Here is a 16,115-nt window from a genome sequence, read left to right on the forward strand (position 1 = left end):
CAGTCGCACACTGGTGTGATCGCCGTTGTCTGGCGGGATAAAAAACCCTATCAAGGTGCGCCTTCGGCCGGCGGACAGGCCAGAAACGTACCGACGATATTCAGAACGGAATCGCGCCTGGCGCGTGGAAAAATGACCAAAAGAACTCGCAAGACCCTCCGGAAGTTCGCCATAGCGATCCCGCTGCTGGCGCTCGGCTTCTATTTCATTCCCATCCTGACGACAATTTTCATTGTCCTCGGCCTGATCGACGTGTTGCGCAACGACAACAAGAACTGGGCCCTGTTCAGTGGTTATTTCCTCGGCAACGGCATCTTCACTTGGCTGCTTTCGCCCTTCAATCTGCTGGTCGATCTGCTGTGCTACAGAAACCGCGGTGTCTGGAAACTGGACCAGTTTCCTCCGGACTATCAGCGTGAGGTCAACGAGGTTCTGGACGTCTTCAAAGCGCGCAAGGACGAGATCATCGCCGATATCGACGCCAATTTCGGCAGCGGCCGGCGCGGCATGTATGTCTACCAGTGGTATGGCAAGCACAAAATCGACAACGTTGCCGAATTCAACAATGATTTCAAATACATCAAGACCATCGCCGTGTCGGTGTTCAGGGGTAGGGAATCGACCTCCTGGCATTTCGGACCGCTGCGGCTCAGCCTGCGCATTCTCTACAATCTTCTCCCGGTGAAGGCCGAGGTTTTCGTCGAGTGCAACAACGCCAGGAACTACTGGCACGACAATCCGCTCTATATTTTCGACGACACGCTGCTGCACCGATCGGTCAACGAATATGATGGGCGCCGCTACTGCGTGTTCATGGACATCATCCGGCCATCGCCATTTCCCGGCATGATTGCCGCTCTTCTCGCCATCGTTTCGGTCAGCGTCGAGCGCATCAATGCCATGTTCTACAAGAACTGGAAGATGATCGGCTCCAGCAAGCCGAAGAAGGCCGGAGCCGCCTGACACCATGGTGTGACCGGCGCGAGGAAGCACGATGTATCATCTGTTGCTTGTCTGCCTTGGTGGCGCGATCGGTGCAATGGCCCGCTTCTTCCTGTCCGGCTTCGTCGCCCGCCGGGTCGGCGAGACCTTTCCCTGGGGCACTATGGCCGTCAACGTCTCGGGAGCGTTTGCAATCGGTGTCGTTGCGCATGCGGTGGCGCGCGACGGCATGCCCGCCATCTGGGCCTTTACCGTTACCGGCGGCCTCGGCTGCTACACCACGGTTTCTTCCTTCAGCCTGCAGACGCTGGCGCTGGCGCGCGAGGGCGAATGGCGGCGCGCCGGCGGAAATGTGCTGCTTTCGGTTTTTCTGAGCCTCGGCGGCGTGACGCTGGGCTTTGCTGCGGGAAGTCTTCTGATTGGCGGCGGGGCGCCGTGAGCGGCCTGCGGAAGCTCCGCCACGACGGGACGGACACTGCGGCAGGGCATGCGGCGCGCCTCATTGGCCGTCGCAGAACCAACGAAACGGTTCGGCTCTATGCGACCGTAGCCGCAGGCAGCATGATCGGCGGTGTGTTGCGGGCGCTTGCCTCATCGACGAGCACTGCCCTGTGGGGCGCTGGATTTCCCTTCGGCACGCTCCTCGTCAACATTGTTGGCTCGTTCCTCATCGGCTTCTACGCGACATTGACGGGACCGGATGGTCGCGTCTTCGCCGGTCCGCTGCAACGTCAATTCTTCATGGCCGGCTTCTGCGGCGGCCTGACGACCTTCTCCGCTTTCAGCCTTGAAACACTCACCCTCGCGCAAGGCGGGAGGCTTGTGGCGGCGGGACTCAATATCGCGATCTCCGTGGTGGCCTGGCTTGCCGCCGTCTGGCTTGGCCACATCTTTGCAGTTCGGCTCAACCGGCTGAGAGGGTCCAGGCAATGAAGATACCAACCCAGGCACAATTGCTGCGCATATTTATCGGCGAAAACGACAAGGCAGATGGCCGTCCGCTGTATGAGGTTATCGTGCTGAGGGCCCGCGAAATGCAGATCGCCGGCGCGACCGTCCTGCGCGGCGCGATGGGGTTCGGCCATTCCAGCCGGCTTCACACCACGAAGATCCTCCGCCTGTCGGAGGATCTGCCACTCGTCATCGAGATCGTCGATGACGAGGAAAAATTGGCCGCTTTCCTGCCCGTGCTTGAAACAATCATGACAAGTGGTTTGATTACGCTGGAGAAAGTTCAGGTTCTGCAATATGGAACCGACAACGAATAACCGAGTGAGATTGCGGGTACCGGCGAATGCCGTTGCATGCCTGCAAAACGGCGATTGGAATCATGGCAGGCGTTGAACAGATCACAGTGGACGCCGGCGAGGCGGGCATGCGGCTCGACCGCTGGTTCAAGAGCCATTTCCCCGGTCTCGGTTTCGGTCATCTGCAGAAGCTGCTGCGTTCCGGCCAGATCCGCGTCGACGGCGGCAGGGTGAAGGCCGATACCCGCGTCGAAGCCGGCCAGACGGTCCGAGTGCCGCCGCTCGAAGTCGACAAGAAAGGTGAAAGCCCGCTCACCGGTCATTCGATCCGCAACCAGGGCGACGCCGACGTTTTGGCAAAGATGCTGATCCATGAGGACCCGAAGGTCTTCGTCTTCAACAAGCCGGCCGGCCTGGCGGTCCAGGGCGGCTCTGGCGTCACCCGTAATGTCGACGACATGCTGGAAGCCTGGCGCAACCAGAAGGGCGAGAAGCCGCGTCTGGTGCACCGGCTCGACCGCGACACGTCGGGTGTGCTGGTTGTCGCCCGTACAAGGCTCGCCGCCATGAAGCTCGCCGAAGCGTTCCGGGCGCGTGAGACGAAGAAAACCTACTGGGCGCTGGTTAAGGGCGTGCCGCCGAAGCGCGAGGACAAGATCTCGACCTGGCTGATCAAGGAACCGACGGCCGACGGCGATCGTGTGCGTATCGCCAAGCATGGCGAAAAGGGCGCCGATCACGCCGTGTCCTATTACCGCATCGTCGAGCAGGCGGCGCAGACGCTGTCCTGGCTGGAAATGGAACCCTATACCGGGCGCACCCACCAGCTTCGTGTCCATGCCGCCCATATCGGTTGCCCGATCATCGGCGACCCCAAATATTTCGAGGCCGACACCAATTGGGATTTTCCAGGCGGCATGCAGAACCGGCTGCATCTGCACGCGCGCCGCATCGTCATCCCGCATCCCGACAAGGGCTTTGTCGACGTCACCGCACCGATGCCGCCGCATATGCGCCAGAGCTGGAACCTGCTCGGTTTCGACGACGCGAGCGCGGAGGAGTAGCGGCGGTGGGCGTCGCCACAGATACGCTCGACCGCCGTGACGCGGTCGATCTGGCGGCCGCCGCCATCATGGTCGGGCTGACCTTTTCGTGGGGCCTGAACTACGTTGCCGCCAAGATCTCCTATGCTGGCTACGACCCTGTTTTCCTGTCGATCGCCCGCTCGGTCATCGGCGGCCTGTGTGTTTTCGGCTGGTGCCGCTGGCGCGGCATTGCGCTGTTCACGCCCGACAAGACCCTCGTCGCCGGCATCCTGGCAGGCGCGCTTTTCGGTCTCGAGTTCCTGTTTCTCTATGTCGGGCTCGAGCACACCACTGTCGTGCGCAACACTTTGCTGGTCAACACGATGCCGTTCTGGATGCTGGTCGGCGGTCATTTCCTGCTGGGCGAAAGCATCACGGCACGCAAGCTCGTTGGTCTTCTGCTCGCTTTCGCCGGACTGATCGCGGTGTTTTCCGATAAACTGAGCGCCAATGGCGGCGCAACATTGGGCGGCGATTTGCTCAGTCTCGGTGCCGGCATTCTGTGGGCCGTGACCAATATTGTCATCAAGCGGTCGAAGCTGGTGACGGCCAGCGCCGAAAAGCTGCTGCTCTATCAGCTGGCCGGGGCCGCCGTCGTCGGCATTTTGGTGATGCCTTTTGCCGGGCCGCCCGTCCGCAACTTTACCGTCTTGCCAACCTTGGCTCTGTTGTTCCAGGCCGTCTACGTCGTCGCGTTCACCTATGTGCTGTGGTTCTGGCTGCTGCGGCGCTACCCTGCATCTGGACTGTCGAGCTTCACTTTCCTGTCGCCGGTGTTTGGTGTGCTGTGCGGCGCCGTGTTCTTGAACGAGCCGCTGACCGTTCGTATCTTCCTGGCACTCGCCCTGATCGCCGCCGGACTCATCATCGTCAACCGGCCGGTCCGAAAACAAAGTCCCGGATGAGCATGCGCGATATATTAAACGACCTCGAAGCTGGAAAGCAGCTCTCTGATCCGGACCCGGTGCGTCGCGCCCAGATCCAGATGAAGACGCCGCTGCCGAAGCGCTTCTACAAGACCGTCGCGGTAGCACCGGTCGAAGACGGTTTTGCCGTCCATCTCGATGGCAAGCCCGTCCGCACGCCGGCCAAGGCGCTGCTGGCGCTGCCGACCGAAAAGGCGGCTGCTCTTGTCGCCGAGGAATTCGCCGCACAGAAGGAGACCATCGACCCGGTGACGATGCCGGTGATGCGTCTGGTCAATACGGCAATCGATGGCGTCGCCAGTGATCCCCAGGCCGTGCTGGAGGACATCCTGCGCTTTGCCTCGTCCGATCTGCTCTGCTACCGCGCCGATGCGCCCCAAGGACTCGTCGACCGGCAGAACGAGCATTGGGATCCGGTCATCGACTGGGTGCGCAGCGCGCTCGGCGCCCGGTTCCATCTTGCCGAAGGCGTGATCCATGTCGAACAGCCGCGCGAGAGTATCGCGCTGCTTGGCCAGCATCTTGCCCAACGTGCCGATCCGCTGCGCCTTGCCGCCATCCACGTCATGACGTCGCTGACCGGATCGGCGCTGCTGGCGCTGGCCGTCGACTTCGGCGAGCTCGACGGCGAGGCGGCCTGGGCTGCCGGTCATGTCGACGAGGACTGGCAGGCCGAGCAATGGGGCCATGATGCCGAGGCCGTCGCGCACCGCGCGGCCCGCAAGCGCGACATGATGGCGGCAGTCACGCTGCTCGAAGCTCTCAAAGGCTGACCGCACCGTCGTTTCTATTTCGCACTGCACATTAGACCAAAGTCATAATCCCAAAGACGGTCTGCCTCTGGACGGCGCTTTCTGTCATTTTTTGTACTGGTGGCTGCACTGAGTCTGCGTTCCGAGGAAACGCGGACGATGACGCGCAGCATCGAGGACTGACGGAATCACACGGGAGGATACGCTCATGGCAATGGCATCGACCGCCGGCAAAACAAGCCGCGGCATGACGCGCGAGGAGAAGAAGGTCATCTTCGCTTCCTCGCTCGGCACCGTTTTCGAATGGTACGATTTTTATCTCTACGGCTCGCTGGCAGTGTTCATTGGTTCGACTTTTTTCAGTCCAACCATTCCGGAAGCGACGCGCAATATTTTCGCGCTGCTGGCGTTTGCCGCTGGCTTCCTCGTGCGCCCGTTCGGCGCATTGCTGTTCGGCCGCATCGGCGACCTTGTCGGCCGTAAATACACTTTCCTTGTCACCATGACGATCATGGGCCTGTCGACCTTCCTGGTCGGCTTGCTGCCTGGCTATGCGACTTTGGGCATCGCCGCTCCCGTGATCCTGATCATCTTGCGCATGTTGCAGGGCCTGGCGCTCGGCGGCGAGTATGGCGGTGCCGCCACCTATGTCGCCGAGCATGCACCTGACGATCGCCGCGGCTACTACACGTCGTGGATACAGACGACGGCAACGCTCGGCCTATTCCTGTCGCTGATCGTCATCCTGATCGTCCAGGGGTCGATGACCAAGGAAACCTACGCCGCCTGGGGCTGGCGCATTCCGTTCATCGTTTCCTTCCTCCTCCTCGGCATTTCGATCTGGATCCGGCTGTCGCTTTCTGAATCGCCGACCTTCCAGCGCATGAAGGACGAAGGCAAAGGCTCCAAGGCGCCGCTGTCAGAAGCCTTCGGTCAGTGGAAGAACGCCAAGATCGCGCTGCTGGCGCTGCTCGGCCTCACAGCCGGTCAGGCCGTAGTTTGGTACAATGGCCAGTTCTACGCGCTGTTCTTCTTGCAGAACGTGCTCAAGGTCGATCCGCAATCGGTCAACATCATGATCGCGATTGCTCTGGCTGTTGGCTCGATCTTCTTCGTCGTGTTCGGCTGGCTCTCCGACAAGATCGGCCGCAAGCCGATTATCATGGCCGGCCTTGCACTGGCGATCGTCTGCACCTTCCCGTTGTTCAAGGCGCTGACCTGGGCAGCCAACCCGGCGCTCGCCACAGCGCAGCAGAACACCCGTGCGACGGTGACCGCGGCACCGGGAGACTGCAAGTTCCAGTTCAACCCGGTGGGCACGGCGAAGTTCACCACGTCCTGCGATATCGCCACCTCGTTTCTGACCAAGAACTCGGTGCCTTATGACGTAGTGGCCACGGCAGCGCCCGGCACTGCTGCGTCGGTCAAAATCGGCAACGAGACGGTTGAGTCGTATGACGCCACCGCAGCCGGCGATCAAGCCAAGGCCAAGGACGCTGCTTTCGCCAAGGCGGTAAACACGGCGCTTCAGGACGGCGGCTATCCGCTGAAACGGGCAGCGGCGAAGGTGCCGAATCAGAAGCTCGAAGCCTTCATCGCGGCCAATCCCGAACTGAAGCTCGATGCGGCCGCGATCCGCGCCGGCGAGAAGGCCATGGTTCCGACCGACCAGGCGATCAAGGACAAGCTGCTGACTGCCGATGAGGCTGCGGGAGCTCCCGAGGTCACCGTCTACACCGTACCAGGCGGCGGTCCCTTTGCCATGTTCGCCGACCCGGCGGCGGTCAACTGGCCGATGACGATCGGCATCCTGCTCATCCTCGTGATCTTCGTCACGATGGTCTACGGGCCTATTGCCGCGATCCTGGTCGAGATGTTCCCGACCCGCATCCGCTACACCGGCATGTCGCTGCCCTACCATATCGGCAATGGCTGGTTCGGCGGGCTGCTGCCGGCGACGGTGTTCGCGCTCAGCGCCTACAAGGGCGATATCTACTACGGACTCTGGTACCCAGTGGTGATCGCGGCGATGTCGCTGATCATCGGCATGATCTTTGTCAGGGATACGCTCGGAACGGACCTGCACACCAAACAGTAGCCGGCCTGTCCGGTTCAAAGCAAAGCCCGGCGCGAGTGATCGCGCCGGGCTTTTCCAATCTATCGAGTGCATGGAGGGGAAGGGCTTAGCTCTTCCGATCCTGGCTCGCTTCCTCGATCGCTGCTTCATGATACCAGGCACTTCCGAAATCCGTTCGGTTGCGCAACGAAGCAAGTTCTGCCGCGAACTTAGCCTTTCCGCTTAAATTTGAGGCAGAAGCGCGCGCTGCCACCGGGAACACCAGGATTTTGGCCGACTGACGAGTGGAAGTGATTTCCATTGTCGGTTTCCTTTCTTCGACAGAACCTTGCCGATTCAACCTTTCCCCAACATAGGTTCAGCAACCAAAATAGGCAACATGATTACGAAAAGATCAGTACTTGCACATTATTTGTGCAAAATGTGCTTGTGGATGATCCGAACGCAGCATGACGGCGGACCAGCGATTTTGGGCGGATACAACCTCTCTTTTGCCGCATCCATCGCCGGCGAGAATGGCACACGAATTGCATTTTAGTAATCCGGCAGGTCGGCTGCTGGATAGGCCGGCTCGCCCCGGCGCCATCCAGGGTTCGGTGATCAAGCAACGAGAGGCTAGAATGACGAAATACAAGCTCGAGTACATTTGGCTCGATGGATACACCCCGGTTCCCAATCTTCGCGGAAAGACGCAGGTCAAGGACTATGCCGAGTTTCCGACGCTCGACCAGCTTCCGCTGTGGGGTTTCGACGGTTCTTCGACCATGCAGGCCGAGGGCCACAGCTCCGATTGCGTTCTGAAGCCGGTCGCCGTCTACCAGGATCCGGCCCGCACCAATGGCGCGCTCGTTATGTGCGAGGTCATGATGCCCGATGGCGTGACGCCGCATGCCTCCAATAAGCGCGCCACCATCCTCGACGACGAGGGCGCCTGGTTCGGCTTCGAGCAGGAGTATTTCTTCTACAAGGACGGCCGCCCGCTCGGCTTCCCCGAGAGCGGCTATCCGGCGCCGCAAGGCCCGTACTACACTGGCGTCGGCTACAGCAATGTCGGCTCCGTCGCCAGGCAGATCGTCGAGGAGCATCTTGACCTTTGCCTTGCCGCCGGCATCAACCATGAAGGCATCAACGCCGAGGTGGCCAAAGGCCAGTGGGAATTCCAGATCTTCGGCAAGGGCTCCAAGAAGGCCGCCGACCAGATGTGGATGGCGCGCTATTTGTTGCAGCGCCTGACCGAGAAGTACGGCATCGACATCGAATACCACTGCAAGCCGCTCGGCGACACCGACTGGAACGGCTCGGGAATGCATGCCAACTTCTCGACCGCTTATATGCGCGAAGTCGGCGGCAAGGGCTATTTCGAGGCGCTGATGGCAGCCTTCGACAAAAACCTGATGGATCACATCGCCGTCTATGGGCCGGACAACGACAAGCGTTTGACCGGCAAGCACGAGACTGCGCCGTGGAACAGGTTCAGCTACGGCATCGCCGATCGCGGCGCCTCGATCCGCGTGCCGCACTCCTTCATCAACAACGGCTACAAGGGCTATCTCGAGGATCGCCGGCCGAACTCGCAGGGCGACCCCTACCAGATCGCCTCGCAGATATTGAAGACGATCGCCTCCGTCCCGACCAGCGCCGAGGTTTCGGCCGCGGCTTGAGCATTCGTCACGGCGTGGACCTCAGGTCTGCGCTGTGACTTTCTCTCCAATCGCATCACAATAAAAAACCCCGGCGTCTCTGCCGGGGTTTTTTCTATTGGCTGCAACAATCCGGATCACACCGAATAATACATATCGTATTCGACCGGATGCGGGGTCATTTCGAAGCGCATCACCTCGGCCATCTTGAGCTCGATGTAGCTGTCGATCTGGTCGTCGTCGAAGACGCCGCCGGCCTTCAGGAAGCCGCGGTCCTTGTCGAGGCTCTGCAAAGCCTCGCGCAGCGAGCCGCAAACGGTCGGGATTTTCTTCAATTCCTTCGGCGGCAGGTCGTAGAGATCCTTGTCCATCGGCTGTCCCGGGTGGATCTTGTTCTTGATGCCGTCAAGGCCGGCCATCAGCATGGCGGCGAAGGCGAGATAGGGGTTCGCGCCCGGATCGGGGAAGCGGACCTCGACGCGCTTGGCCTTCGGCGACGAGCCGAACGGAATGCGGCACGAGGCCGAGCGGTTGCGTGCCGAATAGGCGAGCAGCACCGGCGCTTCATAGCCCGGCACTAGGCGCTTGTAGGAGTTGGTGAGCGGGTTGGTGAAGGCGTTGATCGCCTTCGCATGCTTGATGATGCCACCGATGTAGAACAGGCAGCTCTCAGACAGGCCGGCATATTCGTTGCCGGCGAAAGTCGGCTTGCCTTCCTTCCAGATCGACTGGTGGACATGCATGCCCGAGCCATTGTCGCCGAACACCGGCTTCGGCATGAAGGTGGCCGTCTTGCCATACGCATTGGCGACCTGGTGCACGACATATTTGTAGATCAGCATCTTGTCGGCGTTGCGGACCAGCGTGTCGAACTTGATGCCGAGCTCGTGCTGTGCGGCGGCCACTTCGTGGTGGTGCTTTTCGACGCGCACGCCCATCTCGGCGAGCACGGTGAGCATTTCCGAGCGCATGTCCTGCGCCGAATCGACCGGCGGCACCGGGAAATAGCCGCCCTTGATGCGCGGCCGATGACCGAGGTTGCCGGTCTCGTAGTCGGTGTCGTCATTGGACGGCAGTTCGGTCGAATCCAGCCTGAAGCCGGTGTTGTAAGGATCGGCCTTGTACTTGACGTCGTCGAACACGAAGAACTCGGCTTCAGGACCGACGAAGATCTGGTCGCCGATGCCTTCGGCCTTCATGTAGGCCTCGGCTTTTTTAGCGGTGCCGCGCGGGTCGCGGTTGTAGGATTCGCCCGAGATCGGATCGAGGATGTCGCACAGGATGACCATGGTCGACTGCGCGAAGAACGGGTCCATATGCACCGTATCGGAATCCGGCATCAGCACCATGTCGGACTCGTTGATCGCCTTCCAGCCGGCGATCGAGGAACCGTCGAACATGACGCCATCGGCAAACATGTCTTCCTCGACCTCGACGACATCCATCGTAACGTGCTGCAGTTTGCCCTTCGGATCGGTGAAGCGCAGATCGACGAACTTAACGTCGTTGTCCTTGATCTGCTTCATGATGTCTTTGGCTGTCGTCATGTCCCTGCTTCCCTATGTGATGACGTTTTGAACATGGCCTTTTAACGGGAAAATTCAGACGGCGTCCATGCCGGTTTCCCCGGTGCGGATGCGCACCACTTCCTCGATATTGGAGACGAAGATCTTGCCGTCGCCGATACGGCCAGTCTGGGCCGCCTTGCGGATGGCTTCGATCGCTGCTTCGACCGCATCGTCGCCGAGCACGACTTCGATCTTCACCTTCGGCAGGAAGTCGACGACATATTCGGCGCCGCGATAAAGCTCGGTATGGCCCTTCTGGCGGCCAAACCCTTTGGCCTCGGTAACGGTGATACCTTGCAGACCGGCCTCCTGAAGCGCTTCCTTCACTTCGTCTAGCTTGAACGGCTTGATGATCGCTTCGATCTTTTTCATGTAAAAAGTGGCCTCCACTGCCAAAAAAGACGGGTTGTGAGCCCCGCTTGCGCCTCAATCAAGCACGAACTGTGCCAATTGATTGGGTGCCGGGTGGGCTCACATGATTTGGATACCATGCTACGCGGGAATGTACATTCGCGTCATTCCCTGCGTCGGATGCGCCAGGAACGCCGCGAGCCTACAAACCGCCGGTCCCGTCGTCCGCACAAAAAATGGGCAGATCGGATATTTCATGGGCAGCTGTGGACCTGCGTCTCGCCGCTCCGGGCATTGCCGGTGTGTTTCATAACCTTCGTAGTTTGCGTCGGATCAAAAACTGGACAATGCTTCGGCAGATGATGTGCATGTCGCCCGCATGAGCAATGAACTTCTGTCTCCGTCCGAAATGGCTGAGGCCGACCGGCTGGCGATTGCCGCTGGTCCATTCGACGGCATCGGCCTGATGCGCAATGCCGGTGCTGCGGTTGCTGCCGTAGTACTCAAGCGCTACCCGAACGCAACGCGCGTCCATGTGCTTTGCGGCCCCGGCAACAATGGCGGCGACGGCTATGTCGTGGCGCGCATCCTTCGGGAGAGCGCCGTCGACGTCTCGGTATGGGCGTCCGGATCGCCTAAAGGCGGCAGCGATGCGGCAGTCGCTGCCTCGGAGTGCCCGGTTGAAGCTCGGCCGCTGTCGGATTTCGTTGCCGAGATGGGCTCGGTCGTGGTTGACGCGGTCTATGGGGCGGGGCTGTCCAAGCCGCTATCCGGCGACCCCGCCAAGGCGATCGATAATGTGGCGGAGTTGAATTCGCCGGTCGTCGCGGTCGACCTGCCGTCGGGCGTCTCCGGTGAGAGCGGCAATGTCCTCGGTCAGGCTTTCCACGCCCGAATCACCGTGACCTTTGCGCGAAAAAAGCCAGGCCATCTTTTGTTACCGGGGCGCGAGCTGTGCGGCGAAATCGTGCTCGCTGATATCGGCATAAGCGACAGTGTTGTTGCGCAGCTTGAACCACGAACATTCGAGAACATTCCGGCGCTCTGGCTTGGCCGCTTTCCGGTTCCGGCCGTCGACGCCCATAAGTATAAACGCGGCCATGTCGGCGTCTTTTCCGGCGGGCCGTCGGCGACGGGTGCTGCGCGGCTGTCGGCGCTTGCCGCGGCCAGGAGCGGGGCAGGGGCCGTCACCTTGCTGTCGCCGGCGAACGCCATCCATGTGAACGCGGCGCATCTGACCTCGATCATGCTGCGCAAGCTAGACACTGTCGCGGATGTGGACGAATTCGTCGGCAGCCGCCGGCCATCGGCCTTCGTGCTCGGCCCGGGATTTGGCATTGGTGAGAAGACGCGCGAATTCGCCCTGGCCGTGCTGAATGGCGCCCATGGGCAGGGCGGCGGGATTGAGGCCTTGGTGCTCGACGCCGACGGCGTCACCTCGTTTCGCGACGCGCCGGATGCCCTGTTCGAAGCCGCCAGCCGGCCGAGCGCGCCGGCTCTGGTGATGACGCCGCATGACGGCGAATTCGCCAGGCTTTTTTCAGATATCGCCGAGGACAAGGACCTGTCCAAACTCGCCAAGGCACGCGCCGCAGCCGAACGGGCCAACGCCACTCTCGTCTACAAGGGTGCCGACACTGTGATTGCGGCCCCCGATGGCCGGGCAGCGATCAACGGCAATGGCGCGCCTTGGTTGGCCACCGCCGGTTCGGGCGACGTGCTGTCGGGTATCATCGCCGCGCTGCTGGCGCAGGGCATGCCGGCCTTTGAAGCGGCCTGTGCGGCAGTCTGGATCCATGCCGAGGCCGGCAGCCGTTTCGGACCGGGGCTGATCGCCGAGGACCTGCCGCTGGCGCTGGTGCCGGTCCTGCGCGAGCTTATCGAAAGTCGCGGGATAGCTGCCGAATGAACCGCATGTTCGCGCTGCTCGTTGCGATCGTCGGCGCCGTATTCATGGCGCAGGCTGCGAACGCCGAAACTCCGCTGACGATCGTCGACGACCCGGCCGTTCTCGCCGCTCTCGACAGCAACGGTTACGGGTTCGCCGGCATTTTCGGCGTCGATGGCAACGGCGATTTGAAGACGCTTTATGATAAGGCGCCCGCTTACCACGCGATCGTCGAAACGATTGCAAGCGACGTCGCGGCATTGCGGGCCGAGATGAAGGCCGGTGGTCGGCCGCTCTACGAGGTGACCGACGGCAATGTTGGCCGTGTCATGGACATGCGCTGGCTGAGGACCGATGCCGCGCGCTTCCGCCTCGTCGGCATCGTCAACCGGCTCGACCGGCGCGACTTCGCCGCGCTGCAAGGCGATACGAGTTGCGGCGAAGTGCGCTTCGTCTATCGCTTATCCTATAGTTTCAAGAAAAACGGCAAGGTTCTGGCCTCGCGCCTGCCGTTCAATTTCAGTGCCGTCTACGATGCCGCGCCGGATGCCGACGGCGGTTGTGTCGGCGTCGCCGGACGCTGGGCACCACAACTCGACGAGAGCGTCGATGCCGGCTGGCTGACCGGTGGGCCGCTGGAAAGGACGGCGCTCACCTTCAAGCAGCTCGAGCTCAATGCGCAAGTGGTGCGCTTCCCCTCCGGCCAGGAGACCGAATTCGGCGGGCAGGCTGCCTATCTCATGCGAATTTTCGGCATCGACGGAGCGGCTGCCAGCGAAAAGCCGCTGGAAAACACGCCCGACACGGCACGTCTCGCCGAAGACGCTGCGCTGAAAGCAAGACTTGCCGACTATGTCCGCACCAATGTCGCGGCGGTCGATCTCGGCGTCTACGAGATTCCCGAGGAATTCCTGGCAAGGAAGGTCATCTCTTGGTCGACCTTCGGCAGTGCGAGGCAGGCCAACCACCTGTTCACGCCACTGTTCCAGTCCGCGGATTTCGCTGGTGTCGATTTCTCTGCTATGAAGCTGGTGCGCACGCCGGAGGCACTGGCCGAGCGGCTGGACAACGGCGCCTGCCAGGGCTGCCATCAGGCGGGCTCGACCGCCGGCTTCCATTTTATCGGACTTGACGACAAGACGACCTCGCCGCTCAACCGCATCGAGGTCGGCATCTCGCCGCATCTCCACGCCGACATCCCGCGCCGCGTCGCCTGGCTGCACGCGACTACCGACGGCAAGGAACCGAACCGCTTCCGCCCGCTGTCCTTCGCGCCGCCGGCGACATGGAACGATGCCGGCGAAATTGCCTATTCGCCGGCCGAAATGGCGATGCCGTGCTTCATGCCGGAAGATGCGGCCCGCTTCGGCGCGACATGGCAATGCGGTGGCGGCACCGTCTGCACGCCGTTGACCACCGCGTCCGGTGTGCGCACCAAGCTGGCGCAATGCCTGTTGCCCAAGGACAGCGAAGACATGTTTTCCGGCCACCCTTGTTTAACGGGATCCATCGCCAGCAACCCGGCACAGCCTTTCAATGACCGGTATACCATCACCGGTCAGTTCGCGGCGTTCGCGCCGGGCATTTCGCGCGTCGCCTACACCTGCCGACCGCCGAAGATCGGTGTGCCGGCGGGTATCGCCTATCGCGGCTGCGATGACCGGGATCGCAGCTTTGCCGCCTTCAAGACGGGCAAGCCGATGCCGAACGAGATTTGCGGGCTGGTTGGCGGCAAGAAATTCGACACCTGCGTGGCGACCAATAATTTCGACCAGTGCCTGGGCGGCGCCGTCAATCGCGGCAATCGTCCTGCCTGCTCGGCCGACCATTTCTGCCGCGAGGATTACATGTGTCAGTCGCTGCCGCCCGATACACCCGGTATCGGCAAAGTGAAGGGCATCGGCTTCTGCTCGCCGACCTATTTTATCTTCCAGATGCGCATCGACAATCACGCCACGCCGTGGTCGGGCGCTGTCCGCGCGACGATGGGAGCCGGGTTCGGAGCAGCGGAAGCGGAATAGGCCGACGACTCTGACATTGGCCGCAGTAGCTCCAGGGCGGACAGCTATCGATCGAGGTCGTCGGCGATGTTCGATGTCCATTCACCGTCGAAATGCCGGACGCGTTCGGCGACGACCTCATCGCTCAGCAGGCTCGACAAGGCGGAAACCAGAACTGGTTCTATCTCTGGAGCCGAGCTAAATCCAAGAGCAGTCAAACGTTCGGACCAGGGCGGATGATCCGCGCTTTCGTTATCTGGCGCGTCCCAGGCCTTTTGCGCATATTCTTGCAGGATGGGAAGCCTCGACAGGTGACTGGCGGCCGCCAGAATTCTTTCGAGTGGTGGACGAGGCGGTACCATGGTGCCAAGCAGTTCACGTTTAAGCGGAATATACACTTGGTCATCGAAGAACGCGCTGGCGGCACCGACCAGCAGCAGGGCGCGCGCCGTTTCATGTGCATCGCCGGACATCGCTGCATGACGATCTGCGTCAATTTCCGCCCGCCGCGACAACCGTATTTCTTCGCGCTCCAGCGTGCGCGACAGCGGGCCAAGCATCCAGTAGAACAGGCTGCCTGAAACGGTTTTTCCCGGTGGGGCGAAGTCGAAGATTAGATCGAAGCTCTTTTCGAGTTCGGCCAGGTTGAGCCCGCCATTTGTATCTTTATTTTTCAGATGGGCGTCCTCATGGGCCAAGATCGCCGCAAACCCCTTTTGGTCGGTCGCTGCGAGCAGCGGCAGGCCCACGGTGAGAATTGCCCTGCGACCAAGCAGGCCCAGAAACGGCCGCTCTTCACCGATGCTAGCGTTGAGATCGTCGCTCAGGATGATGCTCGTGCGGCTGGCGCGGTGTTTGCCGGCAATACTCTCCCAGACAGCCCACAATTTCGGGGCTGATTCCCGAGTAATCCCGTCCACCTTGCTGGGTCGAAAACCGGCGAACAATGTCCCGATCAACGGAACGATGGCCAGCATCGCGGCCGGGATCGCAACAACGCCAGTCGCGATGACAGCGAGCGGATAGCAATCGAGGAACCAGAACCACAGGAGTATTGGGCAAAACAGCGGCAGGGCGAAGAGCAGGATGGCAAACCTGCCGAAACGCGCTCCTACATAGAGGACCAAGCGCGACATCAACCCTCACAGCGGAATGTTGTCGTGCTTCTTCCAGGGGTTTTGCATATCCTTGTTGCGCAGCATCCTGAGCGCGCGGGCGATGCGGCGGCGGGTCGAATGCGGCATGATCACCTCGTCGACATAGCCACGCTCGGCGGCAACGAAGGGGGACAGGAAGCGATCCTCGTAAGCTTTTGTGTGCCCTGCAATTTTCTCCGCGTCGCCGATATCCTTGCGATAGATGATCTCGACTGCGCCCCTGGCGCCCATCACCGCAATCTGCGCCGTTGGCCACGCATAGTTCATGTCACCGCGCAAATGCTTTGACGCCATGACGTCATAGGCACCGCCATAGGCCTTTCTGGTGATGACGGTGATCTTTGGCACGGTCGCTTCGGCATAGGCGAACAGAAGCTTGGCGCCGTGCTTGATCAACCCGCCATATTCCTGCGCGGTGGGGGGGGGGGGGGGGCGGCCCAGCAGGCCAGGGGGCAGAGGGTGTGCGTGGGCGAACAGCGAGG

16 protein-coding genes are annotated in these 16,115 nt (G+C 61.3%); 11 read left to right on the top strand and 5 right to left on the bottom strand.

Going from position 1 to position 16,115, the window contains the following annotated elements; genetic code table 11:
• The first annotated feature begins 132 nt into the window (after positions 1-132).
• The 8 genes from NKH59_RS28635 to NKH59_RS28670 all read left to right on the top strand — a co-directional run bounded on the left by NKH59_RS28635 (position 133) and on the right by NKH59_RS28670 (position 7,050).
• A complete protein-coding gene (locus NKH59_RS28635) occupies positions 133-963 on the top strand; it encodes an aspartyl/asparaginyl beta-hydroxylase domain-containing protein (protein WP_353023736.1) in 831 nt (276 codons plus the stop codon).
• A 31-nt stretch (positions 964-994) separates the two neighbouring features.
• Positions 995-1,381, top strand: a complete 387-nt coding sequence (gene crcB, locus NKH59_RS28640; protein WP_352593858.1) for a fluoride efflux transporter CrcB — start codon at positions 995-997, stop codon at positions 1,379-1,381.
• Positions 1,382-1,503: 122 nt separating this feature from the next.
• A complete protein-coding gene (gene crcB / locus NKH59_RS28645; RefSeq protein ID WP_245274632.1) occupies positions 1,504-1,875 on the top strand; it encodes a fluoride efflux transporter CrcB in 372 nt (123 codons plus the stop codon).
• Positions 1,872-2,210 carry a DUF190 domain-containing protein gene (locus tag NKH59_RS28650; protein ID WP_254817158.1) on the top strand — a complete coding sequence of 113 codons (339 nt, stop codon included), beginning with the start codon at positions 1,872-1,874 and terminating at the stop codon, positions 2,208-2,210. The genes crcB (NKH59_RS28645) and NKH59_RS28650 overlap by 4 nt, the downstream gene beginning before the upstream one ends.
• 62 nt (positions 2,211-2,272) lie before the next feature.
• On the top strand, positions 2,273-3,253 hold the full coding sequence (locus NKH59_RS28655) for an RluA family pseudouridine synthase (protein ID WP_353023738.1): 981 nt from the start codon (positions 2,273-2,275) through the stop codon (positions 3,251-3,253).
• Positions 3,254-3,321: 68 nt separating this feature from the next.
• The gene (locus NKH59_RS28660; RefSeq protein WP_502895045.1) at positions 3,322-4,179 is read left to right on the top strand and encodes a DMT family transporter; all 858 of its coding nucleotides are present in this window, start codon (positions 3,322-3,324) and stop codon (positions 4,177-4,179) included.
• Between the two features lie 2 nt (positions 4,180-4,181).
• Positions 4,182-4,973, top strand: coding sequence for an ATP12 family chaperone protein (locus NKH59_RS28665; RefSeq protein ID WP_352748802.1), 792 nt, complete (start codon positions 4,182-4,184; stop codon positions 4,971-4,973).
• 187 nt (positions 4,974-5,160) lie between these two features.
• Positions 5,161-7,050, top strand: coding sequence for an MFS transporter (locus NKH59_RS28670; RefSeq protein WP_352748805.1), 1,890 nt, complete (start codon positions 5,161-5,163; stop codon positions 7,048-7,050).
• Positions 7,051-7,135: 85 nt separating this feature from the next.
• Here NKH59_RS28670 and NKH59_RS28675 read toward each other — a convergent pair whose 3' ends face one another.
• The gene (locus NKH59_RS28675; protein ID WP_352772917.1) at positions 7,136-7,330 is read right to left on the bottom strand and encodes a DUF2735 domain-containing protein; all 195 of its coding nucleotides are present in this window, start codon (positions 7,328-7,330) and stop codon (positions 7,136-7,138) included.
• 319 nt (positions 7,331-7,649) lie between these two features.
• Between NKH59_RS28675 and NKH59_RS28680 the strand changes: the two genes are divergently transcribed.
• Positions 7,650-8,690 carry a glutamine synthetase beta-grasp domain-containing protein gene (locus NKH59_RS28680; protein ID WP_353023740.1) on the top strand — a complete coding sequence of 347 codons (1,041 nt, stop codon included), beginning with the start codon at positions 7,650-7,652 and terminating at the stop codon, positions 8,688-8,690.
• A gap of 116 nt (positions 8,691-8,806) precedes the next feature.
• Here NKH59_RS28680 and glnA read toward each other — a convergent pair whose 3' ends face one another.
• Together glnA and NKH59_RS28690 are read right to left on the bottom strand one after the other, a co-directional pair.
• Complete coding sequence (gene glnA / locus NKH59_RS28685; protein WP_023675115.1) at positions 8,807-10,216, bottom strand: type I glutamate--ammonia ligase; 1,410 nt, start codon at positions 10,214-10,216, stop codon at positions 8,807-8,809.
• Between the two features lie 54 nt (positions 10,217-10,270).
• A complete protein-coding gene (locus NKH59_RS28690) occupies positions 10,271-10,609 on the bottom strand; it encodes a P-II family nitrogen regulator (RefSeq protein ID WP_019857988.1) in 339 nt (112 codons plus the stop codon).
• 358 nt (positions 10,610-10,967) lie between these two features.
• Here NKH59_RS28690 and NKH59_RS28695 point away from each other — a divergent pair, with 358 nt between their 5' ends.
• Both NKH59_RS28695 and NKH59_RS28700 read left to right on the top strand, forming a co-directional pair.
• The gene (locus NKH59_RS28695; protein ID WP_353023742.1) at positions 10,968-12,497 is read left to right on the top strand and encodes an NAD(P)H-hydrate dehydratase; all 1,530 of its coding nucleotides are present in this window, start codon (positions 10,968-10,970) and stop codon (positions 12,495-12,497) included.
• The gene (locus tag NKH59_RS28700; protein ID WP_353023744.1) at positions 12,494-14,497 is read left to right on the top strand and encodes a hypothetical protein; all 2,004 of its coding nucleotides are present in this window, start codon (positions 12,494-12,496) and stop codon (positions 14,495-14,497) included. Before NKH59_RS28695 ends, NKH59_RS28700 begins: the two co-directional genes overlap by 4 nt.
• A 44-nt stretch (positions 14,498-14,541) precedes the next feature.
• Here the strand turns inward: NKH59_RS28700 and NKH59_RS28705 are convergent, their stop codons facing one another.
• Together NKH59_RS28705 and NKH59_RS28710 are read right to left on the bottom strand one after the other, a co-directional pair.
• On the bottom strand, positions 14,542-15,612 hold the full coding sequence (locus NKH59_RS28705; RefSeq protein WP_353023746.1) for a M48 family metallopeptidase: 1,071 nt from the start codon (positions 15,610-15,612) through the stop codon (positions 14,542-14,544).
• Positions 15,613-15,618: 6 nt separating this feature from the next.
• A partial coding sequence (locus NKH59_RS28710; protein WP_353023748.1) for a carboxyl transferase domain-containing protein occupies positions 15,619-16,115 on the bottom strand: 497 nt, incomplete at its 5' end.

It is taken from the genome of Mesorhizobium sp. M0998 (assembly GCF_040318885.1).
Taxonomy (GTDB): domain Bacteria; phylum Pseudomonadota; class Alphaproteobacteria; order Rhizobiales; family Rhizobiaceae; genus Mesorhizobium.